The sequence below is a fragment of the Ruegeria sp. YTSC325 genome (genome assembly GCF_059609525.1).
The window spans coordinates 1-23,708 of the sequence record NZ_JBXWLY010000003.1 but is presented as its reverse complement, the minus strand read 5'-3'; the positions used below and the strand labels follow the sequence as shown (position 1 = coordinate 23,708).

Here is a 23,708-nt window from a genome sequence, read left to right as displayed (position 1 = left end):
CGCAAACTGAACCTAAGGATTTCACGTGGAAACCACCTTCGCCACTCTGGTAATTGCCGACATCTCGGGAAGCACGCCGCTCTACAAGGCTGTCGGGGACACAGAAGCCCAAAGGTTGATCCAACTTGAACTGGATCGGTTGAGACATGTGTTGCGCCAACATGGCGGCACGCAGGTTGGGCAGAAGGGGGACGATGTCCTTAGCTACTTTCTGGATGCCAATGCCGCAATAAACGCAGTGCTGGAGCTGATCGAGGGATCGCCTGAAACTTCTCTGTCCGTTCACGTGGGCGTCCACTCCGGACAGATCGTTTTGGCCGAAAAAGGGGTGTATGGCGAGGCCGTAAATATCACCGCCCGCCTTGCAACGGCGGCAAATCCCGGTGAGGCATGCGTCAGTGAAGATGCCGCCAGGTTGTTGCCGGATTCCCTGCGCCGCATGCTCAAACCACTGGGTCGGCTGAACCTCAAGGGCCTGACTGAGCTATTCGCCGCGCATTCTCTGGTCAGCCCGACCATGAGCACTTTCACCCAGACGCGGTTGCCCTTGTCTTATGGTCGAACCGAGGCGCATTTCAACGCACCCGAGGGGCTGACGCTTGTTGTGTCCCACGAGGAGCGCTCGTGGCGGTGTCAGGACAATGGCGAGTTAAAGATAGGCCGTTCACCGGATTGCGACGTGGTACTGAGCCAACCATGGGTGTCCCGCCTGCACATGGTTTTGACCATGAAGGATGGCAAGCTGATCCTGTCGGATCGCAGCACGTCGGGCACCTATGTGAAGTCGGAAACCGGACGGGAAATCCAGCTCAAACGCGAATCCGTCATGCTGGCGGATAGTGGGCTGATATCTCCGACCTTGCCCATCGACGTGTCAGAGGCTTGTCTGCAATTCCAGATTCTGGGCCGCCCTCAGGTGCCGCAGAACGTGGCGTGAACGACCTCAGCCTCTGACGGCGGATGTGTCAGGTCAACTGCCTCGGGCTGGTCTTCATAGGGACGTGAAAGAACGTCATTCAACCGCTGGAACGGTGCATAGTCGCCCTGCACCGCCGCTTGTATCATCTGTTCCACGCGGTGATTACGAGGAATAAAGGCCGGGTTCGCAGAGGACATGGTTGCCGTTGAGTCGTCCTCGCGTTCCAAGCGAGAATGCCACCCCTCGGACCATGCATCGAATGCCTGAGGATCTGCGAATTGATCCCGCGCCGCGTCACTACCCAGCGCGCGAAACGTATTGGTGAAATCCGCCTGCCCCTGCGCCATCCGTGCCAATAGGTCCGAGATCATCTGCTGATCGCCATCCTCTTTGGTCGCAAGGCCGATCTTGGCCCGGAAACGTGCTAACCAGTTCTGCTGCAACAGGTCGGGCATGGCGTGAATGATCTCGGTCGCTTCCTCAACCGCCGCGTCCTTGTCCTCCATCTGCTGGATCAAGGCGGTGGCCAGTTGAGCCAGATTCCAGACAGCGATGTCGGGCTGGTTCGAATAGGCATAGCGCCCCATCCGATCGATCGAGCTGTAGACCGTATTGGGGTGATAGCTGTCCATGAACGCACAAGGGCCGTAGTCGATTGTCTCTCCGGCAATCGAACAGTTATCGGTATTCATCACCCCATGGATGAAACCAACACTCATCCATGCCGCAATCAACTCGGACTGCACCTGTACGACGGCGCGCAACAGGCCCATGGGTCCATCGGCTTGTGGGTAGTGACGTTCAATCGCGTATTCGGTCAGGCGGCGCAGGCTGTCCAACTGTCCCCGCGCAGCAAAAACCTGAAACGTCCCCACACGCAAATGACTGCGCGCAACACGGGTCAGGACAGCACCGGGCATTGGGCCCTCGCGCAGCACGATCTCTCCGGTCTCGACAGCCGCCAGAGCTCGTGTGGTGGGAATGCCCAGCGCGTGCATCGCCTCGGATACCACATATTCACGCAGCACAGGCCCCAGCCATGCGCGCCCGTCCCCTTGACGGCTGAAAGGCGTGGGGCCCGATCCCTTCAGCTGAATATCACGGCGCACGCCGTCTGTTCCGACAGTCTCGCCCAAAAGCACCGCGCGGCCGTCTCCCAACTGGGGATTGTAGTTGCCGAATTGATGCCCCGAGTAAAGCTGTGCGATCGGCTCTGCCCCCTCGGGTAGCGTATTCCCGGCAAAGGCTTCGGCCATATCCTGCACCTCACCAGGGCTCACACGAAGGATCGCCGCAAGATCGCTGTTAAAGGCGATCAGTTGCGGCGCTCTCACTGGCACCGGGGCCTGCCGAGCGTAAAAGCTGTTGGGAAGGCGGGCGTAGCTGTTGTCAAACGGGATCGTAAGGGTCATGCGGCAAACATATTCCTCCTCTGCGTGAATACCATAGCGGATCGCGCGATCCCGTGCATAATCGCCCCAAACACCCCGAGGGCCCCATGACCGCACAAGAGATTATCGACCACCTGAACCTGCAACAGCACCCCGAAGGCGGCTGGTTCCGCGAGACATGGCGCGCCGACAACGCAGGCCGCGCCACCGGCACCTGTATCTACTTCCTACTGGCCGAGGGGGAATGCAGCCACTGGCACCGTGTCGACGCGACCGAGATCTGGCTGTATCACGCTGGCGATCCGCTGATATTGTCGCTCAGCGCCTCGGATGACGGCCCGGCGACCGAACATTTCCTATCCTCAGATCTAACCCAAGGCGCGCCCCAACTGATCGTTCCCAAAAACCACTGGCAGGCTGCGCGCAGTACTGGCGCCTATACGCTGGTCAGCTGCACGGTTTCTCCGGGGTTCGAGTTCGACGGGTTCGAGCTGGCTGCGCCGGGTTTCGATATACCCAAGAGCTAAGCCATGGATCACCGCGCCCTCATCGCGTCCATTCCAGCCGAGACTAAAGACAAGCTACAAGAGCGGTCCAACACGGCCGGGCTGCGGCATCTGGCGCTGTATCTACTGGCGTTGTCTGCCACCAGTATCGGCATCATCGCGCGGGTGCCTTTCTGGCCTTTGCTGATCCTGCCTCAGGGTATCCTGTTGGTCTTCCTCTTTACCCTCAGCCATGAATGCACGCACAAGACGCCGTTCAAATCCCCTTGGATGAATGAGGTCGTGGGCCATCTGGTGGCGACTCCGATTGCCCTGCCCTTTGTCTGGTTCCGTTATTTTCATCTGGCCCATCACAAATGGACCAACCACCCCGAGAATGATCCCGAACTGGGTGGCAAACCCAAGCCCGATAACTGGCCTAGCCTGCTGATTTACCTCAGCGGCTGGCCCTATTGGCGCGGCATGGCGCAGGTTCTGGTGCAAAATGTTCGTGGCCGGATCAACGCGCCCTATCTACCGGCGCGTCAGCACAAAGCCATGCGGCTGGAGGCGCGGGTGCTGCTGGGCCTCTACGCCATAGCGCTTGTCAGCCTATTTATATCACCCGTGCTGTGGTGGCTGTGGCTGCTCCCCGTTCTGGTCGGCCAGCCCTTTCTAAGGCTGTACCTTCTGGCCGAACACGGGCTCTGCCCGCCGGTCGCAAATATGCTCGAGAATTCCCGCACCACCTTCACCAACCGCCTGATCCGCTTTCTGGCCTGGAACATGCCCTACCACGCCGAGCACCACGCTTTTCCGAATGTCCCTTTTCACCAGCTACCAGCGTTACACAAGTGGACCCGAGCGCATTTGAAATCGACGTCAGACGGGTATGGTGCGTTTTCGGTGGAGTATGGGCGGTCGGTTGAGCGTTAGTGCAGATTATTCTGTGAAAACCGGAACGAAAAAGCTGAAATTTGCGGATTTCAGATGAACCAAATCGCCATCGTGATTTTCCCCAGTCAAGCGCACAGGATCGTACCCGAAGCGAAAGACCAGAAAACCAGCCACATTGGCCTCAATCGCTTCTTTATCGACATCCCTCAGACCATCCAAAGCACGGCTCCCGCTCAACAAGTATGTGTTGTATTCCAGCCGAAGGCCATCTTCTTGGCTCTCAGCGCTCAGTTGGATTTCAAGCGCTTCTTTCCGTTCCTCGCCCCAATCGCCAAGAAACGTCACGCTTGCTTGGATTGGAAGAAAATATGATCGATACAGACACGCCGTCACCGCGACACGCGTATCGAGATCTGGTGCGCCTTCTGACCTCGCCCGACTGGACCCCGCGGGGAAAAAATTGCCCGGTTTTTTGTCTTCAATTGGATTTTTGCGAAAACCCTTCAGTTCCGCAGACAATGAAACCGGGTCGAAATGTTCGGGGCAAGCATGCTCCGCCACCTGGATGGAAACGTTGGAGTCGGGTGTTTCTGGTGGGACAACCTTCCATTCGCGCGCATGAACAACTTGGCCTAGTACAACGAACAATACGCCACACAAGAGAAATGCTCGGCTATTCATCTATGTCGCTCGCCAGCACGATATCAAAATCCACAAATGCCCGAACATCCACTGGCATCGTGTCCCCGCCACTCTTTTGGTCGAAAGGAACATCCGCTGCAAAAAACTCGATGTACAAACTTCCAGGACTGTTACCGTGGTGAAAATCGAATGGAAATATGCCCGTGGATTCTATTTCACCTTCTTCGGAAAGTAGATTGGAACTTCCATACCCTATCCGAAGTTGATCAGTGGATGGCTCCAACACCCAATCTGATCCGGCGGTGAAATCTCCAAGGTCTCCCGACAAATCAATTGTTGCGCGCACAAAAGCAAGAAATCCGCTATTTTCGCAAAAAAAGAGCTTACCGCTCAAGTTAAGGCTGCTGGCCTTCCGAAACTCCACCCTAGCTGTGTCCGTGTTCGAAAACCGCGCACTCGAAACAGTTATTGCGCTCCGTGTAACAGTTTTGTCTTCTTCAATCTTGCCCGACCTTCTTACTGTGACCGGTTTACGGCGCGACTCTGGTGGCAAAAATGGATCGTAGTTGGTGCCAAGGGATTCATATTCCTTTTGAAAAGTTATCGAAACAAGCCTTTGGGGCGCTTCGCACCCGGACTCGTTTTCATACAACAACGGTGTAGCTTCGACCCCACGGATATACTGACGAAAAGAAATTTTTTGGTCCGCGCCCTTGGTTATTCCCACGCTCGCCAAAACAAACAAACACGCCGATGCAGGCACATTCAAAAACCGAAAACGCAAAAACGAAAACATGTTAACTAACTTATAGGTTGTACCTCAAAATACAACCGGCTCAGCCTGCGGCGACACTACTCACCACACCCCCACCGACAAGCGCTTTGACCCCGGTTGTCCCCGGACAAGAAGTCGGCAGGCCCCGCGCCACGCGGACGGCGAGGTAGGCGAAGGCTTGGGCTTCCAGCATATCTCCGTCCAGACCCACGGCCTCGACCGGCTCGACCGCGCAATCGAGGCCCGCGCGCAGCATGTCCATCAGCACCGGATTTCGACGGCCTCCGCCCGTCACCAGCACACGCGCGGGGGGTTTGGGGCAATGCTCCATCCCCTGCATCACGCCTGCGGCGCACATGCCGGTCAGGGTTGCCACGGCATCGGCGTCCGAGAGTTCCTGCACCAGACGGATCATCTCGGCAAAGTCGTTCCGGTCCAGCGATTTGGGGGGCATCTTGCGAAAGAACGGCTCGGACAGAAACAGCTCCAGCGCACCCGCCTCGACCGACCCTTGGCGGGCCAGCGCGCCGTCCCGGTCCATCGGCAGGCCCAGCCGCGCCTGCATCAGGTCATCCACGGGCGCATTGGCCGGGCCGGTGTCAAAGGCCAGCAGCGCGCCGGGGGCCTCGGGGCCGTCAAAGCTGGTATCCACATAGGTCAGGTTCCCCACCCCGCCCAAGTTAAGAAAACACAAGGGTTCAGTCGCGCCAATCCACTTGGCGCAGGCAAAATGGAAGAACGGCGCCAGCGGAGCACCCTCGCCCCCCATCGCCACATCGTCGCTGCGGAAATCCCACACGACCGGAACACCCAGCGCCTGTGTCAGACCGTCGCCGTCGCCCACTTGCAACGTCCCACGCCCGCGCGGCTCATGCGCCAGGGTCTGGCCGTGAAAGCCGATCAGGTCGATCTCGTCAAACTCGGACAGCGCCTCGGCATGGGCAACCGTCACCAACTCGGCGGCGGCATCGACGTCGGGCCCGTGCCACTGGCCTAGCGCGGCCCGTAAAATGGCGCGCTCGGCATCTGAATAGGCCCGGTATCCGCTGGGACCAAAGCCCAGAATGCGCACACCATCGGTTTCGACCACAGCCGTATCAACACCGTCCAGAGACGTGCCCGACATGGCGCCCAATGCCCTGACTGCGCCTGTTTTGCTGATCGCCCGACCCATGTTTGCCCTCGTGTTCCTCACGCCCGTTGATCCGGCGCGTTGGCCTCAACCTGCACGGTAACGCGAAGACAGTGCAAGCCACATCGGGTGTGGCGCGCGCTTTTCGTGCAAAAGGTGCCTTTTCCTTGCCACCCCCACCGCCTATACACTGCCCCGCAACATAAACCCAAAGGGCACGGATATGACCTACCACCCCAAATCGGATTTCATCGCCACGATGATCGAGCGCGGCTTTCTCGCCGACTGCACCGATTATCAGGGCCTTGACGAGGCGCTGATCAGCGGGGTGCAAACAGCTTATATCGGCTATGACGCAACGGCGCAGTCGCTGCATGTGGGCCACCTGATGAACATCATGGTGCTACGCTGGCTGCAAAAGACCGGCCACAAGCCGATCACGCTGATGGGTGGCGGTACGACCAAGGTGGGTGACCCCTCGTTCCGGTCGGATGAACGCCCCCTGCTAGGCCCCGAACAGATCGACGCAAATATCGCAGGAATGCAGAAGGTGTTCGCCAAGTACCTGTCCTATGATGACAGCGAGACCGGCGCGCTGATGCTGAACAATGCGGAATGGCTGGACAGCCTGAATTACCTCGATTTCCTGCGCGATATCGGGCGGCATTTCTCGGTCAACCGGATGCTGTCTTTCGAGTCCGTAAAATCGCGGCTGGATCGCGAACAATCGCTGAGCTTCCTCGAATTCAACTACATGATCCTGCAGGCCTATGACTTCCTAGAGCTGAACCGCCGCTATAGCTGCGTTCTGCAGATGGGTGGATCGGACCAGTGGGGCAATATCGTCAACGGTATCGACCTGACCCGCCGCGTATTGGATCACGAGATCTACGGCCTGACCACACCGCTGTTGACCACCAGTGACGGCCGCAAGATGGGCAAGTCGCAGGGGGGCGCAGTCTGGCTAAACGGAGACATGCTCAGCGCGTATGAATTCTGGCAATTCTGGCGCAACACCACCGACGCAGACGTAGGGCGTTTCCTAAAGATATTCACCGAACTGCCCGTCGATGAATGCGACCGCCTGGCCGCGCTGCAAGGGTCCGAGATCAACGAAGCCAAAATCCGCCTCGCCAACGAAGTCACGACCCTACTGCACGGGGCCGAGGCCGCAGCTACAGCCGAAGCAACCGCGCGTGAGGTCTTCGAAAAAGGCGGTGTGGGCGATGATCTTCCGACCCTGACTGTCGGAGCAGCTGAGTTGCCTGCCTCGATTGTTCAGCTGATCGTGAAGTCTGGATTGGCCAAGTCCGGAAAAGAAGCAAAGCGCCTGATCGCCGAGAACGGAGCCAAGCTGGACGACGCCCCCTTGACCGACGCAGGGTTGATGATCGACGCAGACGCGCTGTCTTCGCCGATCAAGTTGAGCGCCGGGAAGAAACGTCACGCTTTGGTGCAACTGGGCTAAAACCCATACGCCTGTTCCTGAAAAAAACGGCCACCTTGCAGGGTGGCCGTTGTCATTTCATATGCGGGTTAAGTTAACGGTTCCCACGGTTGCCATTGTTCCCACCGTTGCCATTGCCACCACCTCCATTGCCCGAGCCGCCGCCCTGACCATTGTTGCTGCCGCCATTACCGGTGCCGGGGCCGGAACCGCCAGTGTTGCCGCCGCCATTGCCGGGGTTACCGTTGTTTCCATTACCGTTACCGGGGCCACCATTGTTGCCTCCGTTCCCCTGACCGCCAGCGCCGTTACCGCCTCCGTTGTTTCCGCCATTTCCGTTGCCGCCGCCGCCGTTTCCAGAGCCGCCGCCCTGCCCATTGTTACCGCCGCCGTTGCCGGTGCCCGGACCAGAACCCCCGTTGTTGCCACCACCGTTTCCGGGGTTGCCACCATTGCCGTTGCCGTTACCAGGGCCTCCGTTGTTGCCGCCGTTGCCACCGCCGCCATTACCGGGGCCATCGCCGCCACCTCCGTTACCAGGGCCATCGCCACCGCCGCCGTTACCGGGGCCATCGCCACCGCCGCCATTACCGGGACCATCGCCGCCGCCGCCGTTACCGGGACCATCGCCGCCGCCGCCGTTACCGGGGCCGTCGCCACCGCCGCCATTACCGGGACCATCGCCTCCACCGCCATTACCGGGGCCATCACCGCCGCCGCCACCATTGCCGGGGCCATCGCCGCCGCCATCACCGGGGCCGCCGCCCCCTGCTCCGGGACCAGCATCCGCGAACTGTTCGCTGCTGCGGCTTTCTCCGTTCAAACCCGTTGCACCTATCGAAGCAGTCGGAAGATCGGTCAGCAAACCGGTCAGGCCCGGGCATTGTTCGCTGGTGACCCGCAGCGTGGTATCGAAATCCGCCTGTCGCTGCAGACGTTCCAGAAAGCTGGGTGTTACTTGCGCGCATTCGCACAGAGACGCGTAGTCTCCTCGTTTGGTCGCGTCGCGCGCCGTTTTCCAGTTACAGGTCTCTGTCGCAGCAGCGACCTCGCCTACATAAATTACTCCAGCCAACGGGACGACAAGCAGCCCGCAAGCACTACCTTTCAAAAATTTTCGCATCACAGCACCTCCAATCGCAAAACACTCAAATTCCCGAATTTCTTCAGTCACGAAGTGGCGACCGGGCGTGAAAGGCGGATTAACCGAATATGAGAATACCTTTAGGTTTTGCGCCCCAGACACAACAAACCCATGCTCGATCACTGGACACCGAGGGGGTTGCCAAGTTAATGAACACTTGTTCATATCACTCGGAGGAACCTGCAATGCAGCTATCGAACACCGCCGCCGTGATCACCGGAGGCGCCTCGGGACTGGGCGAAGCTACAGCACGCCATTTCGCGGATAAGGGCGCGCAGGTAACGATTCTGGACCGCGATGCCGACCGTGGCCCGCAGGTCGCAGCCGAGATCGGTGGCCATTTCACACCAACGGACGTCACCGACGAAGCATCTGTTTCCAAAGCAATGGCCTTCGCAGTTGAGCGGATGGGACGCATTACCGCAGCCGTGAACTGCGCCGGGATCGCTGTGGGCGTCAAGACAGTTGGACGAGAGGGCCCACATCCTCTGGACGCGTTTCAACGCACCATAGACATCAACTTAGTCGGCACATTCAACGTATCCCGCCTGGCGGCGGTCGAGATGGCCAAGAATGACCCCGAACCCGATGGCGCGCGTGGTGTGATCATCAATACCGCCTCAATCGCTGCGTTTGATGGACAAAAAGGCCAGGCCGCTTACGCGGCTTCGAAAGGCGGGGTCGTAGGCATGACCCTGCCCATGGCGCGCGATCTGGCGTCCTCGGGCATTCGTGTGATGGCAATTGCGCCGGGCATCTTCATGACCCCCATGCTGGCTGGGCTGCCTGAAGAGGTACAGCAACAGCTGGCCGCCGATGTGCCCAACCCTGCTCGTCTGGGCGATCCGCGCGAATACGGGCGACTCGTCGGGTTCATCGTGGAAATGGGCTATCTTAACGGAGAGGTCATCCGGATCGACGGGGCGCTCAGGATGCGATGAACGCCACGCAAAACTCTGATAAATAACGATAAAAAACGATGCCTGCGGAAATCCTGTCCGCAGCATCAGCCCCACGCCAAAGTCTATTCAGATCACAATTTATCAGGCCGTGTCAGGCTAAAGTGGAACGGAAATGGAATGGGGTTTATACCAATCTGACACTCTGTGGTGGCCCGTCAGCGCTGGAACGCCGACGAGCCGGAACCACGTCAAGTTAGGAGAACTACCGTGGCTCGAAGACTGAATAAGAAAGAAGAACAGGCAAGACAACTATTATGGGAAGCGCATGATCTGCTGAAGGGCAATCCATCTGCGACGAACCTGATCAATTCTGCGATCGACGCGATCGAAGCGACCGACAAATCAAAAGACCGGACCAATAAGGACTATGACGCGCTTCAGCCTGGAGCACGGCCGATGAAAGACGAAAAGCGGCGCGGTCTGATAATGCGGCACGGTAAGTCTACCGGACGATACTGGCTGTATCGGACGGTCTGCCCCCAGGCGAAAAAGCAGGTGGAAATCCGCATCGGGGCATACAGCCTGCCAACGGACAAAGCCGGACCTGCCGAAGGGTCCGACGACAATAAACCAAGTGACGCCGAAAAAGTTCTGATCGACAAATACGGCACAGCTGAACTGGTGAAGATCAAAGACGCCCGGCACATCTGGAAGCTACTGGATGCCCGGCGCAAGGACGGTTTGCCCTTCACGGACGACGAAGGCAAACCCCTGCCCCTGGCTGCAATGCTTAAACCTCTCGGCCATAGCGAAACCGAATACACGGTCCGCTGGCTTTGCGAGAAATACCTGCACGAATACGCCTATGCCACCAACATCGATGGCCAGCCGGTCAAGCGGTCCGCGTATGACGACGAGCGGCTGATCGAAAGATTTCTGCTGCCCGAATATGGCGACATGCCTCTCGTCGACTTCAATGCAGCGGTGATTGACGAGCTATTGGATGGTCTGGAAGGAACACCGCGCCAACAGCAAAAGCTGTTCAGCCTGCTGCATGTGATGAACGCTGTTGCCAGAAAAAAGCCGCCAAAGCGTGCAAAGCTCCGCATCACCAAAAACTGGGTGCCCAACGAGATCAAAAACCCGATGCCGGAAGTCACCGAGATCGTCACGCATGAGACGAAACGGTACGTTAGTTCAAACGAGGAGATCCAGCGTTACGCTGAAAACCTGATCAACACGCCCGGCCCCAACAACGACGCTTTGCTGCTCCAGCTTCAAACCTTCGCCCGTGTCAACGAGATCGCCGGAATATCCTGGAAAGAGATCGATCTTGAGCGCAAAATCTGGACGCTGCCTGCCGAGCGCGCAAAGAACGGACATGAACACAAGGTCTATTTGTCCGAGCAGTCCGTCGCGCTGCTCGAACGCCGCCGTGCTGAAAACCCTGGCACCGAATGGGTGTTTCCGTCGTCAAAGATCGCAAACGCGCCCATCGCAAAGCAAACCCCGATCCATACGATCGCGGCCAACCGTGCTGCCTTTCAAGTTGACGATCGGTTTACATCGCACGCGGGTCGACGTCGTGGGCTGACCTGGCTGCGCGAAAACGGGGTGAATAAGGAAATACGGGATGCCGTCTCAAACCACCACGTCAGCGGGGTCGACGACGACTATTCAGGCACCGCCAATATGGAAAGCCTCGCCCGTGTCGCTGTCCAGCGCTGGTGCGACTTCATCCATGCCAGCGAAAGCACGAACAACGTCGTAACGCTGAAAGGTGCGCAATGAGGTCGCCAAAGCTCGGCGGGTGGGCTGTTCGCGGCAAACCACCGGTCATTGAGCCAGACCCGACCTATGACGAACTGCTGGCCGAGAACGACGCCCTGCGTGAAGAACTGGCCTGGTATAACGACTGGGCAACGGATCTGTTGGCCAAACTATCCGTATCGCATGGGGATGTGACCGAGCTGCTGAAGCAGGCCAAAGACCGGCTCGATCAGGCAAAGACGGCGTCCCAAAAGGCAGGAGACAAACGCCGGGCAAAAACCGATGCGTTCTGGCAGCCCTGGGAGGCACGCTTTCAGGAATTGTCGGAAACCAAACCACGCCACGAGATTATCGGGATCATCGAGCGCGAAATGGGCTGTGCCGATGCGTTTCTGCCGGGCAAAGAGAAAAAAGAAGAAGCTCCGATCGCGGCCACCATCCGAGCGCGGATGAAAAAAGTCGGTCTGTTCAAATAAAAACGTAATTCACCGCCGATGCGTAACACGGTGAGTTTTTCCAAATAGGTATGCGTTGAAGTGTCCTGATTCATACGGAGACTCCAAATGCAGACAGAAAACACACCACGCGGCCCGATGTCTGGTCGCCTGGTGACCCTAACCGAAGCCGAAGAACGCGGATTTGGAAGCCGGCCCTCACTGTATCGGCGCATCCAAAGCGGCGTCTACAAAGCCACGAAAATTGAAGGTTCGCTTCTACTGATCGGGGATAGCCTCGATGAGGCGGTCGAACGTGGCCTGATCGAACCCGATCAAGCGGCATAATCGACTGCATAATGGAATGGGGCGCAAAACAGCCCGTCCAAACCGCAGTCATCCACGGATGAACACTCCGTTACCTCAAATCCTCAAAAGAAACCCGCGCCAAAACAGCACGGGCCAAGGGAGAAAATCACATGTCTTCAAATATAAAAGATTTCCGGCAGAAGCCCAAATCGACCAAGACCAGCTTCAGCTTTGACGGCGCAGCGGCCAACCGCCCTACCGTCTTAGAGCCCGGCGTCTACACCCTGAAGATCGAAGACGGTCGCATCGAACGCAATGCGCGCGGCAACGATCTCATGACTATCAGCTTCAAAACCGACGGCGACGAGATCGTCCGGCCTTGGGCAATGATGGTGCAATCAACCAGCGCAGCCAACGTCGAACTGGCCGAAGAAAACACCGCGATCGCAAAAGAACTGATCGGCGCTTGTGGTGTCGATGCCGCCGGAGATCCGAACGCAGTCCTGAAAAGCTGCATCGGGGTTGTCGTGATGGTCCAACTGGGTGTTCGCACCGCCAACGACAAAACCCGAAACACGATCAAAGCTGCTCGGCCTGCCGATATCGGCGTGGAAGGCGGTGCAGCATGAACCGCGAAACAAGACACGATCTAGATACCACCCGTCGTATCGTGCGTTCCCTGGCCCAATCCCTCCTGACTATCGTGGAAGCGGAACACGCCACCCGCGACCCAGATGAGTACGAGCGTTTGTGCGATGTGGAAAACGAGCTGATCAAGATCGCCGTGAAGGTCGCTGAAAACTGCCGTGCCATTGATGATGTGCTTCTGGCAGCGGAACCTATACTGCACACGATCCAATCGCTCGGTAACGTACCCAGACGCCCCGAAAACCACTCCGACGGCATTCAAGTCAAAGACCCACGGGAGGATGCGCACTTCTATCCAGACGAGGATGAACGGAAGGCGCTCCGTGGTCTGTGTCAACAACTGGTGGACGTGTTTCGGACGCCATACGAAGACATCCCACTCTGATGTCCGCGCCAACAACATTCGCTGAAACAGCGATCGAACTGCATCGGGGTGGGTATCGACCCATTCCGTTGCGTGCTGAAACAAAGATCCCCTCTGTCGGAGGCTGGAACGAACTCAACGATCGCCCCTGGGAACTGTACGAGGTCGAAAACGCCGTCTGTGCCCTGCCTGACGAGGCGTGCGGCATTGCTGTCCAGAAAACGCTTTGTGCCGTCGACGTCGATATCCTCGACGACACTATCGCCAGCCAGGTTTCTGAAATCCGTGATGCCGTGCTTGGCAAGACCCCGTTGGTCCGCATCGGTATGGCACCAAAGTCCCTGACTATCTTTCGATCAGACGGGACAACGCGCAGCCGGAAACCGCACCCGATCGAGATATTCAGCGGATCGGGCCAGGTGGCTTTGTTCGGGTGGCACGCACGAGCAGGACGCCCATACCTGTGGCCGGATAAATCGCCGATGAACCTGGCAATAAACGATGCGGAAATCCCCATCGTCAGCGGTGCTCTGATCGATACGTTTCTGGCCGAAGCTGCCCCAATCCTTGCCCCGCTAAGGCAGGCACGGAGAACAAACAGCGCAGGCGGTGGATCGTTTGATTGGTTCGAGCGCGCGTCTGAACTCCAGGCGATGGGCCTCGATTGGCTTGAGATCACGAAAATGATCACGGCGGACGCTATGTGCAGCGGCCTCGGTCGCCACGACGCTGTCTGGACAACCGCCAACATCGCGTGTCGGGCTGGCCGGACTTCCGACGAATACCTGGCTGCCCTGCGGTTCTATGCGCCCGGTCTGATCGAATACGTCGACGCCTCTGACAACTACACCGATCGAACACTCGACCGGATCTTCGGCGAATAGCCTCGGAAATTGGGGCGCAGTGGAATGACGCCCCATTACCCACCGAAACAAAGACAACGCAACGGACAACGTCTCCGTTGCAAAGGGATAAATCACATGAACCATCAAAATCCTGACGACTTCGACGAACTCGACCCGGATGCGATCGAAACCGAAGACAGCCCGTATGCCAGCGCCCAAGGCAACAACGATGTGCTGGAGATTATCACCAGCCGCATAGACGCTTTAGATGTCGACGATGTGGACAGCCTCCTGGACGAACTGAAGCTGCTACGCACATCAGGCGGCGCGAATTTGCCGGGGATGCGGAACAAGATCCTGTCGACCCTCAAGTCCGCCAAATGGTCCGTCAACGCAGCGGAACTGGACAAGATCCTGGCTGGCAAGACGACCCCCGAGGAACAGACCGACGACGAAGCCCTGGCAGCCGAACGCGAAAGACAGCGCCAAGAACGGATTGCCTATATCGAGGGGGCTGTTCCTGATCTGCTGGATGATCCCTATCCGATCAAACGCATCATCCGGCTCGTCCACCGCCTGGGTGTGGCCAATGAAGAACCCGTCATTACCGCGACGATCCTCGCAGCAACCACACGCAGCATGGAAAAACCGATCCACCTGCTGGTCACCGGCGCGTCATCCAGCGGGAAATCATTCGTTGTTGCGCAGACGTTGAAGCTGTTGCCGCAGGCTGCTGTCGACAAAATCACGGACATGTCGGCCACGGCCCTATTTGACACGCCAAACCCTATTGCAAACACGGTCCTGTTTCTGGCTGAAGCCTCGCTCTTGCAACGCGACGACAAAGACAACGCCTTGCAGACCGCCTTCCGTGAACTGATGGAGGACCAGCTGGCAAAGCGTATCGTGCGGGTGCCAGATCCCGACGGTGGGTGGATCTCTACCGAGCAATACGCCGAAGGCCCGGTCGCACTCGTTATGACCAGCACGACCGAGCTGCAAGAAGAACTGGCAAACCGGGTCATTACGATCCCAAGCGACGAAAGCGTTCTACAGACCAAAGCTATCGGGGCACGAACCGCCGCAGCTTTCCAGCCCCTCGACCGAGATCCAACCATCGATCACGCTGTCGAGGCAGAACGCCTGTTTCACGAATATCTGCAATACGGCGTGAACCGGGTTCAAATCCCCTTTGCGGATCTGGTCGCTGACCTGAGCGACACCAACGCCGTTCGGTATCGGCGCGATCTACGACACACCCTGTCGCTGGTCTGCGCATCTGCCCTTCTGCACCAGCGGCACCGCGATGTTGTCGACGGGCATGTGATCGCCTCGATCGAGGATTACGCTATTGCGCGCTCTGTCGTCGAACCCGCCCTGCGCGCCGACGCCGACGCAACCCAAAACTCCAAGATCATTGACCTTGTGCGTGCCGTCGAAGAACTGATCGTAGAACGACAGGCCAGCATCGGTGCCGGTTGCAGTTTCGGTCAGCCTGTCGGGATCTCCATCCCAATCCGCGATATTAGTGTTCGGATTGGACTACAAAGCAGCCAAACATCTGCACGCCTGCGTGAAGCTGTCGAGGCTGGTGTTCTGACCAACAGCGAAAACCGGTCCAGACAGCCCCCGTGCCTATCCATCGGCCCAAAGACGCTGGACGACGCAGGGCATTGGATATTGCCACCCGTTGCGCTGATACAGGCCAAGATGGAGCAGGACACATGATCGGCACCCCGCATCGGCTGGCCGGCGTGCGGTGCAACTGGCCGGTGGTGGACCGGCTAGTCGACCGGCTAGTTATCTTCATGAAACTAAACAGTAAATCGGCACTAGCCGGCTATCCGGTCGATTTCCGGGGGGGCGTATGGGGCGGGGTATATCGCAATAGACACATACCCCCCTTTGTATACCCCCGAAAAACCACCGGCCAGCCGGCTAGTCAGGATTACGTCAATGAAATCATAGACATAACTAGCCGGTCGACTAGCCGGTCCACCACCGGCCAGTGCAATCCAGACCGGACAGCCCAAGAAAGCAGGAGAACAACACATGCGTAAATACATCGAGATTTCAAACCACGAGCTGCTGGATCTGGACAACGGCAACCGTCTTGTCCACGCCAAACTCCGCTTTGGATCCGGACTTGAGATCCACACGTCGGACAATGAGCTGATAGCCAAGACCGAAAGCCAGAACACCTGCGATGTGTGCGGGTGGCCGCTGGCTCTGCATGACGTGCTGCCTAACACGACCGGAACAAGCCTTCTGTGCTGCTATCTATGGGATGAGGATCCGATGGGTATTGCCTACGACGCAGTCGACATTCCTGCCTGGCACTGTTGCCCATCTCTCCAATTCCTTGTCCCTCTGACCCCTCTGGATCACCTCGACACCCACGGCGCGATCCTCAAACAGGCCAACGGCCACACCTACGTCGGTCTGAACAGCGGGGAAATATACAGAACCCTGCCTGCCGCACTGGAAGCGACCAAACAATCCTTGAAGGACCACCAAGACTTCATCGACCTCATGCAGCAACGTGCGGAGAAAGCGCGTGGCTGATCTATTCGCACGTAAATCGGTCAGTATCGGGGGGGATAGTGGAACGGATGCCCCTAGACCCGCCAATAACAGGGCACCAAAACGGATAAACTGTCCGTCTACAGCTTTGCGGCGGCTGGTTGCGGCTGAAGGAACAATCGAACGCCACCCGCGCCAAGGTATTCGTTTTACCTGCGACGATCCGGAAGTGACGCACTGGATCGACCAGAACATCGACACGATCACAAAGCTCGTGACCCCGAACATCGACGAGACTGCGCGCAACCAGGTGTCCGCCATTCTGGGCCAGCACGAAGTCATCGTCGTCGAGGCCAACGATGCCGATGATCACATCGACACCCTTCTGCGCAACGCCGATCGCACTGGCTGTCTGGCTCTGGATACGGAAACAGCGCCAACGGATGACAACATCGGGTGGATCCCCGTCAAAATCACCAAGACCGGCACGGTGGCCAAACGCCAACCAAAAGACGGGCTTGCCGGTGCTGCTCTGGATCCTCTGCGCTCTAATATCCGTTTGGTCCAGGCATGGGCCGGGATCGGCCCGATCGTGCTGTTCGATTGCAAGAATGGCGGGATCGAAAACCTCGTCCCTCTGGTGACTGACACACCGGCGATCGCCCTGCATAACGCGACGTTTGACGTGAAATTCTTGCTCGATGCCGGGATCGAGCCAACGGTGCGGATCTTCGACACGATGACAGCCAGCGTGCTGATCGATGGGGCTGTTCGGCCGGGTCTTGGCGATGCAGCGCGAAACTATCTCGACCTCGCCCTGCCAAAGACCTTGGGCGCATCCGATTGGGGCGGTGAACTAACCCTCGATCAGCTGGCTTATGCGGCTGCCGATCCTCTGATCGCCTTCAAACTCTGGGAATTCCAGCAACAGCGGTTCGATGAACAAGACATTCAGGCGCAATGGATCCTGGACAACGCAATCGTTGCCTACGCACGGATGGAACTGGCCGGGATGCCGTTTGATCGCGCCGCACACGCCGAGAAAGTGGCTGAATGGAACACCCACCACACCGATGCGGTTTTGCGGCTGTACGAGGCTACACGTCGACAGCTAGACGCCAAACCAACCCCAAACCAGCTGGCTGCATATATCGAGGGGGCCGCACCCGTCGAGGTACTGCAAACCTGGCCCACGACTAAAACCGGAAAACTGTCTACCGACGCACAAACGCTCAAGCTGAGGGGCAGCGAAATACCGGGAATTGCGGAATACCGGGAACTGGCAGTCTTCGACAAAGCCCTGTCGACATACGGTGCAAACCTCGCTGCCAATATCGGCGTTGATGGTCGAATTCACGCCTCGTTCAAATTGGGCGGCGCGAGAACAGGGCGCACTGCAAGCAGCGGTCCAAACCTGCAAAACCAACCCGCACGCAATCCTCTTCTGCCCGGCTATCGCGATATCTTTGCCGCTCCTGATGGTCGGAAGCTGATGGCTGCGGACTACTCGCAGATAGAACTGCGCGAGGTGGCAGAACAATCCGGCGATGCCAACATGCGGGGCGCGTTTCAAAGTGGTGAGGATCTGCACGACAGAACCGCTCGGCTCGTCATGGGAACAGACAACCCGACCAAAGCAGAACGATCCGCTGCCAAAGCATGTGCCTTCGGTCTGATCTACGGCGCGGGTGCCCGTGGCTTTGCACAGTATGCAAATGCAACATTCGGTTTGAGCCTGGATTTTGCTGAGGCGAAACACCTGATCAACCGGTTCTTCAGCGCCTATCCGCAGCTGCGTGCCTGGCAAAGCGGCCTGATCGAAACCTGTCGGTCGACCGGATACGTCTCAACGCTTGGCGGTCGGAGGTGGTGGTTTGATTGGCGTGCACGCGATGCCGACGACCCGGTTCTGGACGAACTGCCCGACTACGCGATCGAAGATGCAATCAACGGCTTTGAGCGGAACTTCAGCCTCAATCTGCCTGTGCAAGGAACATGTGCAGAAGTTCTGAACTGCGCGATCGCAATGATCGACCAGGCTATCAAAGACACATCCACCCGCATCGTTGCCGTGGTTCATGACGAGATCGTCTTTGAGTTCGACGACGACCCAGAAACTGAGCGCCGTCTTCGTTTGCTCGTCGCTCAGAAAATGACGCGCGCCTGGTTGTCGTTCCATCCGACAGCGCCGTGGCGCGGCCTTGTCGACATAAACACCGGTCAAACTTGGGGGGAGACGAAATGACCAAACACGGATGCCCGGAATGTGGTCTGCTTTACGGAGCAGACCGACCTGAAACATGGCAGGAAAGCCGCAAAGTAAGGTGCGGCGTGGAAAAACCTACCTATATGCCCTGTCCTAACTGCTTTGTTAGCGGACACCACATCCGTTGCGCTGCCTGCTCGGACGATTTGATCGAAAACGGCGACTGTGTGTGGCCAACCTGTGTATCCGAAACCTGCGCTGGATGGGGTGTCGACACTGCCGACCTACCGATCGACCTGCATCGGGCTGGGTTTGAATACGTGATCGGGCTGGATGCCTACGCATATTCTAATGGCGCGAGTGGTCACCCAGGCGTCCGCCTTATCATCGAAACCGATGCCGACCAGCCGGTGATCACCTTCATCAGCTGGTCACCAAAAGCCACCGCCTTCCGAAAAGCGGTATGGCGCACATTGTTCGGCACCCTGCCACCCGAGACAGCAAAAGATGCGGCAAACAGCATCGCGGGGGCGGATCAACCCGTCTGGATACGCCACGAGCAGACCGACGGCTTTACCACCATCAAACAGGCAATCCGAGAAAGTGAGATAGTATGAGTATGGAAACGACGAAACGGATCCTGGCGAAAGCCAAGCGTTCCAGCGAACAGCCCCTAGACGGCCAGTTGCGCGACATCCTCGACCCCCTGGTCGATACGGTCACATTCGCAATCACTGTCGACCCCGAAAACCATCGATTGATCGCGGTTTCCACGCCGCTGTTCAACGGACTGAGTGTCGAAAAGCGCTCAGTCGTGATCGACCGTGCGATCGAACTGCTCGAACGCATGAAACTTCCACCTGACCAGCGTTAACCAAAAGGGGAAATCACATGCTAACGCTTATTGCTGCCGGCCGTATCAGCAAAGACGCCGAGGTAAAGACTGTCGGATCGGGCACTGTTACCGAGTTCAGCGTTTGCCCGAGAACTTTTTCCGTTATCAGACGATCTGATACCGGCGATGAAGCTGCAGTGGGCGGGATTTAGCCGCGCTTCACAAGGCAAGACACACCTTTGTCACGCCCCAAGATCACAAAATAGCCGTTGTCGATCTTTAAGGACGCGCAGTTTGAAGACGACGGCAAGGGGTATCATTCGCGCGCGAATGATACCCCCCTGACCCAGCCAACCGCGCACCGCAACACCTCTTCTTACGACCCCTCAGAAAGGTATCATTCCCAGGGGAATGATACCCCCCTGACCCAGCCAACCGCGCACCGCAACACCTCTTCTTACGACCCCTCAGAAAGGTATCAGCCCCAGGGGGCTGATACCCCCCAACCCGCCAAATCTGGAACGCAACTGGACCACAGGGCGCAGGTATCAGCCACGCGTGTCTGATACCCCTCCGAAAGTAAATCATTCGCGCGCGAATGATTTAAAACAGTCCTGTCTACATCGGGGGGACTGCGCGTAACTTAGGGCGCAAATAATATTAAGTGCGAAATAACTTATGGGATCGCGCGCTTCAGCTTTGCCAACTCGCGCTCGATTTCCGAGATCTCAACCCCCGTCGGCGTCCAGGCGATATCGACCGCACGCTGGACTGCCGAACGCACGACTTTCCGCAGAAGTGAGGACAGACGAGCCATCTGCATCGGGTGGGCACGGATCGCCTGTCCGTCAAAATCCTTGTGCGTAGACCGAACAAGCACCGCCATTCCACGATGCAGCCAGATCAACAGGTTTATGCGGCGTCCAACTGCGGATGTGCGATGGCGTCTGGCCAGCCTCGATCGCGCTGTTTGATTGCCCAAAGCCTTACGGTGTCAGCGTCAAAGCCTGCAAAGGTCGAGACCAGAACCATGTCTTCGCCAAAGCACAACCATTTGCGCGCTGTATGGATCAGATCACTACGCTGTCCCGGTGAACTCGCATAGGTGTGCCCTAGTGCATCGGTGACCTGAAGGAACAACACACGCTGAAACAAATACTGTTCCGGACTGACATTCGAGGGAATACCCACATTACAGCTTTTCCGCATTACACCCTCCGTGCCAACAACGCCGCCATTGCCAACGCCAAAACGGTATCGTCATGACTATTGCCAGCGGCTTCCATTTTCGTGTGCCGACCGTTTGGCTTGCGCACAAAGTTCTGCATTTCACTCATAAGGACAGATCGACCAGGACAGTCTTGAGGAACGACCAGTTCGCGGTGATACATCATCTGTTGCAGCCCACCGATCAGGCCAGCTTTTGACGCAACAACTCGCCCTTTCACGATATGGGGCTTTGCCTGCCCACCGCTTATGACGATAGGAACAACAGCCCGCAGGCCGGAGGTGTCGACAAACTCCGCAAACGACTGCCCTGTTCCACCGCTGTCGTATGCCCAGTGCGAAACGCGGTCCACATCGGGTTGAAGCATGTCTGCCATATCCCGAAACGACGTCTGAAGGGGCAACTGCCGCACCAACTCGACCAACCAGATATCATCCTCAAGCCTAAGCTGAACATGGGCCGTAGGGTCCGTTTTCTGGCCGATATCGGTGGCCGCAATGCGCATCAGGCACCCCGTGCAACCAGCTTCGCGCCCGCACGCCGCCGTTCCTCGGGGCCCATGCCGCCATAGACATTGGACCCTGGCGGCTGATAGTCCGCCGAAGGCCGACACATATCGGGTGCCAAAAGCGTAAACATGACAGACGACGCGACGACCTCATCGGCTGATAGGGCCAACAGCGCCTCACCATCCGCCTTGGTCGCCTTTTTCATAAGACTTTCAGCCGCAGACATGCTGGACCGGATATCCTTACGATCCATAAGCGGGGGATCTCCGTCGACGAAATCATCGAAGGACATGACAATCCTGTCAGGCACATAGGGCCGACTGTATCGAAGTGCCTGCGCAGGATCTTTTGCAACACGCCCGTCAAAGTACGAGATCAACCACTTTGCACCCACCGATATCGTCGCCGATTGCGCTTGTCTCGTGTTCACCAGCGCATTGTCAGTGCCCGCATTTAGCATGATCGCGGTGATATTGGTCTGACCATCACGCAGGGGTTCTAGCAATTCCACAGACGCCGGAGCCTGACTAACATCTAGTAAGATAATCACGGGCAGGTGTTCCCGCGTCAGAACTTCATCCCGCCATGCCTGCCGGTCCGCTTTGATCCAACTGCGCAGGGCCGCATGATCTTTTGCCGCAAACCAGCATTTCTGCACCGATATCACCTGTGGGTCTAACCAGGTTTGCCAGTCGTCTTCAGTCTCGCCCCAGAAGACCTCGGCCACCATACAGACCAACGGCTGGTTAGGCTGGCCGCCTGAAATCGCATAAACACGGCCATGCATACGATCTCGTTTAATCTGCCTGCGTCGTCTCATATCCGTGGCCACCCCATTGATCGACGTTTGTCGTTGTCCTCGTCCTGCTGAAGTTTCCGAAACCGCTGTTCCAATGCCGTCTCCTGCGCAGGGATATCCGAGCCTTCAACCTTCAGATCCACATCGGGGGCAAACATTGCGTCCAGTGCCGACGCATCGAACACACTGCTGGCAGACGCAACAAATTCAGCATCCAATTCCTGACGGGCCATAGCCGGTCCAAGACGCCCTCGGATCTCGGCAATCACCGCAGGATCGAAATGCTTCACGTCTTTGGCTGCAACCTGCATGGTTTCAACGCCGTCTTGATGAAACAGTTCATGCAAAAATCCACTCGGACCGTTTGGACTGCTGACCGCGATCAACCTGCCCTGCGAGGCTGTCACCATCGGCATGATGGCCGGAACCAGCTCCTCGCTTTTGATGAAACCGATCTCGTCGCAGATCAACAAATCTGCTGTATATCCCCGCAGGGTACTGGCTCGGTCACCAGGCAAAACAGTTACGGTTGAACCGTTTGCCAAGGTCAGCTTTTCCCGCACGCGCTCCGAATAAACGCCCTGCCCGTCCAAAGCGTCCTGGATCTTATTGCACAACAACTGGCTTTGTCGGAATGAAGGCGAAACGACGATCACCCTAAGCCCTGGTTGTGTGTAGGCCGAATAGGCTGCTTTCGCTCCGGTGATGACGCTCTTGCCCGACTGTCGGCAGGCAATCACACACAACCGATGATGTTGAGAACGCATGATGCGGATCTGAAAGTCGTCCAGCGTGATGCCAAGCGCCTGCTCGGTCCAAACAACCGGATCGGGTGCCGAACCAGCTGCCAATATCGCCTCAGTTCGTGCGATTGTTTGGCGGACGCTCTCCAGTGCTGTCCGCATCGCCACCGACCGTTTTACCAAAGAACTGCTCCTCTTGAGCGCGCGCCAACTGGGTGCGCAACTCCTCGATCTCAGCTGTCAGGGATGCATTCGCTTTCTGAAGACCATCGATCAGTTCTGTCGTTTCAAAGTCTTTGACCAGATCGACATGTGCCAGCCTCTCGACCACCAGACGAACGCATGTGGTGTCGCCCTCCTCAAGACCACGCACCAGGGCCGCTTCAGCCTGCGGAGCCATAGCCCTGATCTTGTCCATGAAGGTCGGATCAACAACACTTCTCGGACCACCCCGTCGCGCCTTCTTGGAAGCCGCTCTTGCCCGAGGATCGCCCTTCTTGAAGGTGCCTGATGTTGGTGGACGCTTTTTCACCGATACTCGCAACCGTTTGACGCTGTATAGACGTTAGGCAGACGCCAACAGACGTCGCCCTGTCGTTACCATATAACACGAAAAACGGGCGCTTTGTATGAATAAAAATGGAATGACTGTAACAATTCACCTTATTGCAAAGGGTAATTAATGGAGAGGTCATCCGCATCGACGGTGCGCTCAGGATGCGGTAAGCCTGCCTCATGACCGAACGCGAGAAAATGGAGGC

The 23,708-nt window shown here is 57.6% G+C and carries 27 protein-coding genes; 16 read left to right on the top strand and 11 right to left on the bottom strand.

Annotation, left to right across the window (positions count from 1 at the left end; all coding sequences use genetic code 11):
- The first annotated feature begins 25 nt into the window (after positions 1 to 25).
- Positions 26 to 937, top strand: a complete 912-nt coding sequence (locus tag AC2FF7_RS05300) for an FHA domain-containing protein (RefSeq protein ID WP_480865709.1) — start codon at positions 26 to 28, stop codon at positions 935 to 937.
- On the opposite strand, the gene AC2FF7_RS05295 is transcribed toward AC2FF7_RS05300, so the two are convergent.
- Positions 913 to 2,331 (bottom strand): protein adenylyltransferase SelO, encoded by a 1,419-nt coding sequence (locus AC2FF7_RS05295; protein WP_496905321.1) that lies wholly within the window; start codon positions 2,329 to 2,331, stop codon positions 913 to 915. The genes AC2FF7_RS05300 and AC2FF7_RS05295 overlap by 25 nt on opposite strands.
- Before the next feature lie 86 nt (positions 2,332 to 2,417).
- On the opposite strand from AC2FF7_RS05295, the gene AC2FF7_RS05290 reads away from it, so the two are divergent.
- Positions 2,418 to 2,837, top strand: a complete 420-nt coding sequence (locus AC2FF7_RS05290) for a cupin domain-containing protein (RefSeq protein ID WP_480844877.1) — start codon at positions 2,418 to 2,420, stop codon at positions 2,835 to 2,837.
- Between the two features lie 3 nt (positions 2,838 to 2,840).
- Entirely contained in the window at positions 2,841 to 3,731 is an 891-nt protein-coding gene (locus AC2FF7_RS05285; RefSeq protein WP_480865711.1) for a fatty acid desaturase, read from the top strand.
- Between the two features lie 6 nt (positions 3,732 to 3,737).
- Here AC2FF7_RS05285 and AC2FF7_RS05280 read toward each other — a convergent pair whose 3' ends face one another.
- From AC2FF7_RS05280 to AC2FF7_RS05270, 3 genes are read right to left on the bottom strand one after another with little or no spacing between them, the layout of a single operon-like run.
- Positions 3,738 to 4,373, bottom strand: coding sequence for a hypothetical protein (locus AC2FF7_RS05280; protein WP_496905320.1), 636 nt, complete (start codon positions 4,371 to 4,373; stop codon positions 3,738 to 3,740).
- Positions 4,366 to 5,130, bottom strand: a complete 765-nt coding sequence (locus AC2FF7_RS05275; protein ID WP_496905319.1) for a hypothetical protein — start codon at positions 5,128 to 5,130, stop codon at positions 4,366 to 4,368. Before AC2FF7_RS05275 ends, AC2FF7_RS05280 begins: the two co-directional genes overlap by 8 nt.
- Before the next feature lie 40 nt (positions 5,131 to 5,170).
- Positions 5,171 to 6,283 carry an anhydro-N-acetylmuramic acid kinase gene (locus tag AC2FF7_RS05270; RefSeq protein WP_496905318.1) on the bottom strand — a complete coding sequence of 371 codons (1,113 nt, stop codon included), beginning with the start codon at positions 6,281 to 6,283 and terminating at the stop codon, positions 5,171 to 5,173.
- Positions 6,284 to 6,464: 181 nt separating this feature from the next.
- Between AC2FF7_RS05270 and tyrS the strand changes: the two genes are divergently transcribed.
- Positions 6,465 to 7,709, top strand: a complete 1,245-nt coding sequence (tyrS, locus tag AC2FF7_RS05265) for a tyrosine--tRNA ligase (RefSeq protein ID WP_170752715.1) — start codon at positions 6,465 to 6,467, stop codon at positions 7,707 to 7,709.
- Positions 7,710 to 7,782: 73 nt separating this feature from the next.
- Here the strand turns inward: tyrS and AC2FF7_RS05260 are convergent, their stop codons facing one another.
- Complete coding sequence (locus AC2FF7_RS05260; RefSeq protein WP_496905317.1) at positions 7,783 to 8,811, bottom strand: hypothetical protein; 1,029 nt, start codon at positions 8,809 to 8,811, stop codon at positions 7,783 to 7,785.
- Between the two features lie 206 nt (positions 8,812 to 9,017).
- Between AC2FF7_RS05260 and AC2FF7_RS05255 the strand changes: the two genes are divergently transcribed.
- The 12 genes from AC2FF7_RS05255 to AC2FF7_RS05200 all read left to right on the top strand — a co-directional run bounded on the left by AC2FF7_RS05255 (position 9,018) and on the right by AC2FF7_RS05200 (position 19,707).
- A complete protein-coding gene (locus tag AC2FF7_RS05255; RefSeq protein WP_480865716.1) occupies positions 9,018 to 9,773 on the top strand; it encodes a 3-hydroxyacyl-CoA dehydrogenase in 756 nt (251 codons plus the stop codon).
- A 228-nt stretch (positions 9,774 to 10,001) separates the two neighbouring features.
- Positions 10,002 to 11,525, top strand: coding sequence for a tyrosine-type recombinase/integrase (locus AC2FF7_RS05250; RefSeq protein WP_496905316.1), 1,524 nt, complete (start codon positions 10,002 to 10,004; stop codon positions 11,523 to 11,525).
- A complete protein-coding gene (locus tag AC2FF7_RS05245; RefSeq protein WP_496905315.1) occupies positions 11,522 to 11,980 on the top strand; it encodes a hypothetical protein in 459 nt (152 codons plus the stop codon). The genes AC2FF7_RS05250 and AC2FF7_RS05245 overlap by 4 nt, the downstream gene beginning before the upstream one ends.
- Positions 11,981 to 12,067: 87 nt before the next feature.
- Positions 12,068 to 12,286, top strand: coding sequence for a hypothetical protein (locus AC2FF7_RS05240; RefSeq protein WP_496905314.1), 219 nt, complete (start codon positions 12,068 to 12,070; stop codon positions 12,284 to 12,286).
- A 131-nt stretch (positions 12,287 to 12,417) separates the two neighbouring features.
- Complete coding sequence (locus AC2FF7_RS05235; protein ID WP_496905313.1) at positions 12,418 to 12,876, top strand: hypothetical protein; 459 nt, start codon at positions 12,418 to 12,420, stop codon at positions 12,874 to 12,876.
- Entirely contained in the window at positions 12,873 to 13,280 is a 408-nt protein-coding gene (locus AC2FF7_RS05230) for a hypothetical protein (protein ID WP_496905312.1), read from the top strand. The genes AC2FF7_RS05235 and AC2FF7_RS05230 overlap by 4 nt, the downstream gene beginning before the upstream one ends.
- Entirely contained in the window at positions 13,280 to 14,143 is an 864-nt protein-coding gene (locus tag AC2FF7_RS05225; protein WP_496905311.1) for a bifunctional DNA primase/polymerase, read from the top strand. The genes AC2FF7_RS05230 and AC2FF7_RS05225 overlap by 1 nt, the downstream gene beginning before the upstream one ends.
- Before the next feature lie 96 nt (positions 14,144 to 14,239).
- Positions 14,240 to 15,832, top strand: coding sequence for an MTBMA_p00010-related P-loop-containing protein (locus AC2FF7_RS05220; protein ID WP_496905310.1), 1,593 nt, complete (start codon positions 14,240 to 14,242; stop codon positions 15,830 to 15,832).
- A 324-nt stretch (positions 15,833 to 16,156) separates the two neighbouring features.
- The gene (locus AC2FF7_RS05215) at positions 16,157 to 16,669 is read left to right on the top strand and encodes a hypothetical protein (RefSeq protein WP_496905309.1); all 513 of its coding nucleotides are present in this window, start codon (positions 16,157 to 16,159) and stop codon (positions 16,667 to 16,669) included.
- The gene (locus AC2FF7_RS05210) at positions 16,662 to 18,872 is read left to right on the top strand and encodes a DNA polymerase (RefSeq protein WP_496905308.1); all 2,211 of its coding nucleotides are present in this window, start codon (positions 16,662 to 16,664) and stop codon (positions 18,870 to 18,872) included. The genes AC2FF7_RS05215 and AC2FF7_RS05210 overlap by 8 nt, the downstream gene beginning before the upstream one ends.
- A complete protein-coding gene (locus AC2FF7_RS05205) occupies positions 18,869 to 19,450 on the top strand; it encodes a hypothetical protein (RefSeq protein WP_496905307.1) in 582 nt (193 codons plus the stop codon). Before AC2FF7_RS05210 ends, AC2FF7_RS05205 begins: the two co-directional genes overlap by 4 nt.
- Entirely contained in the window at positions 19,447 to 19,707 is a 261-nt protein-coding gene (locus AC2FF7_RS05200) for a hypothetical protein (RefSeq protein ID WP_496905306.1), read from the top strand. The genes AC2FF7_RS05205 and AC2FF7_RS05200 overlap by 4 nt, the downstream gene beginning before the upstream one ends.
- Before the next feature lie 637 nt (positions 19,708 to 20,344).
- Here the strand turns inward: AC2FF7_RS05200 and AC2FF7_RS05195 are convergent.
- Genes AC2FF7_RS05195 through AC2FF7_RS05170 form a run of 6 tightly spaced genes read right to left on the bottom strand, consistent with a single transcriptional unit; the run spans position 20,345 to position 23,365 of the window.
- Positions 20,345 to 20,554, bottom strand: coding sequence for a hypothetical protein (locus AC2FF7_RS05195; RefSeq protein WP_496905305.1), 210 nt, complete (start codon positions 20,552 to 20,554; stop codon positions 20,345 to 20,347).
- A gap of 26 nt (positions 20,555 to 20,580) precedes the next feature.
- A complete protein-coding gene (locus tag AC2FF7_RS05190; RefSeq protein WP_496905304.1) occupies positions 20,581 to 20,877 on the bottom strand; it encodes a hypothetical protein in 297 nt (98 codons plus the stop codon).
- On the bottom strand, positions 20,877 to 21,401 hold the full coding sequence (locus AC2FF7_RS05185; protein ID WP_170756416.1) for a hypothetical protein: 525 nt from the start codon (positions 21,399 to 21,401) through the stop codon (positions 20,877 to 20,879). Before AC2FF7_RS05185 ends, AC2FF7_RS05190 begins: the two co-directional genes overlap by 1 nt.
- Complete coding sequence (locus tag AC2FF7_RS05180) at positions 21,401 to 22,192, bottom strand: hypothetical protein (protein WP_496905303.1); 792 nt, start codon at positions 22,190 to 22,192, stop codon at positions 21,401 to 21,403. The genes AC2FF7_RS05185 and AC2FF7_RS05180 overlap by 1 nt, the downstream gene beginning before the upstream one ends.
- Before the next feature lie 29 nt (positions 22,193 to 22,221).
- On the bottom strand, positions 22,222 to 23,055 hold the full coding sequence (locus AC2FF7_RS05175) for a terminase large subunit domain-containing protein (protein WP_496905302.1): 834 nt from the start codon (positions 23,053 to 23,055) through the stop codon (positions 22,222 to 22,224).
- Between the two features lie 7 nt (positions 23,056 to 23,062).
- Positions 23,063 to 23,365, bottom strand: a complete 303-nt coding sequence (locus AC2FF7_RS05170) for a hypothetical protein (protein ID WP_496905301.1) — start codon at positions 23,363 to 23,365, stop codon at positions 23,063 to 23,065.
- Positions 23,366 to 23,708: the final 343 nt, after the last annotated feature.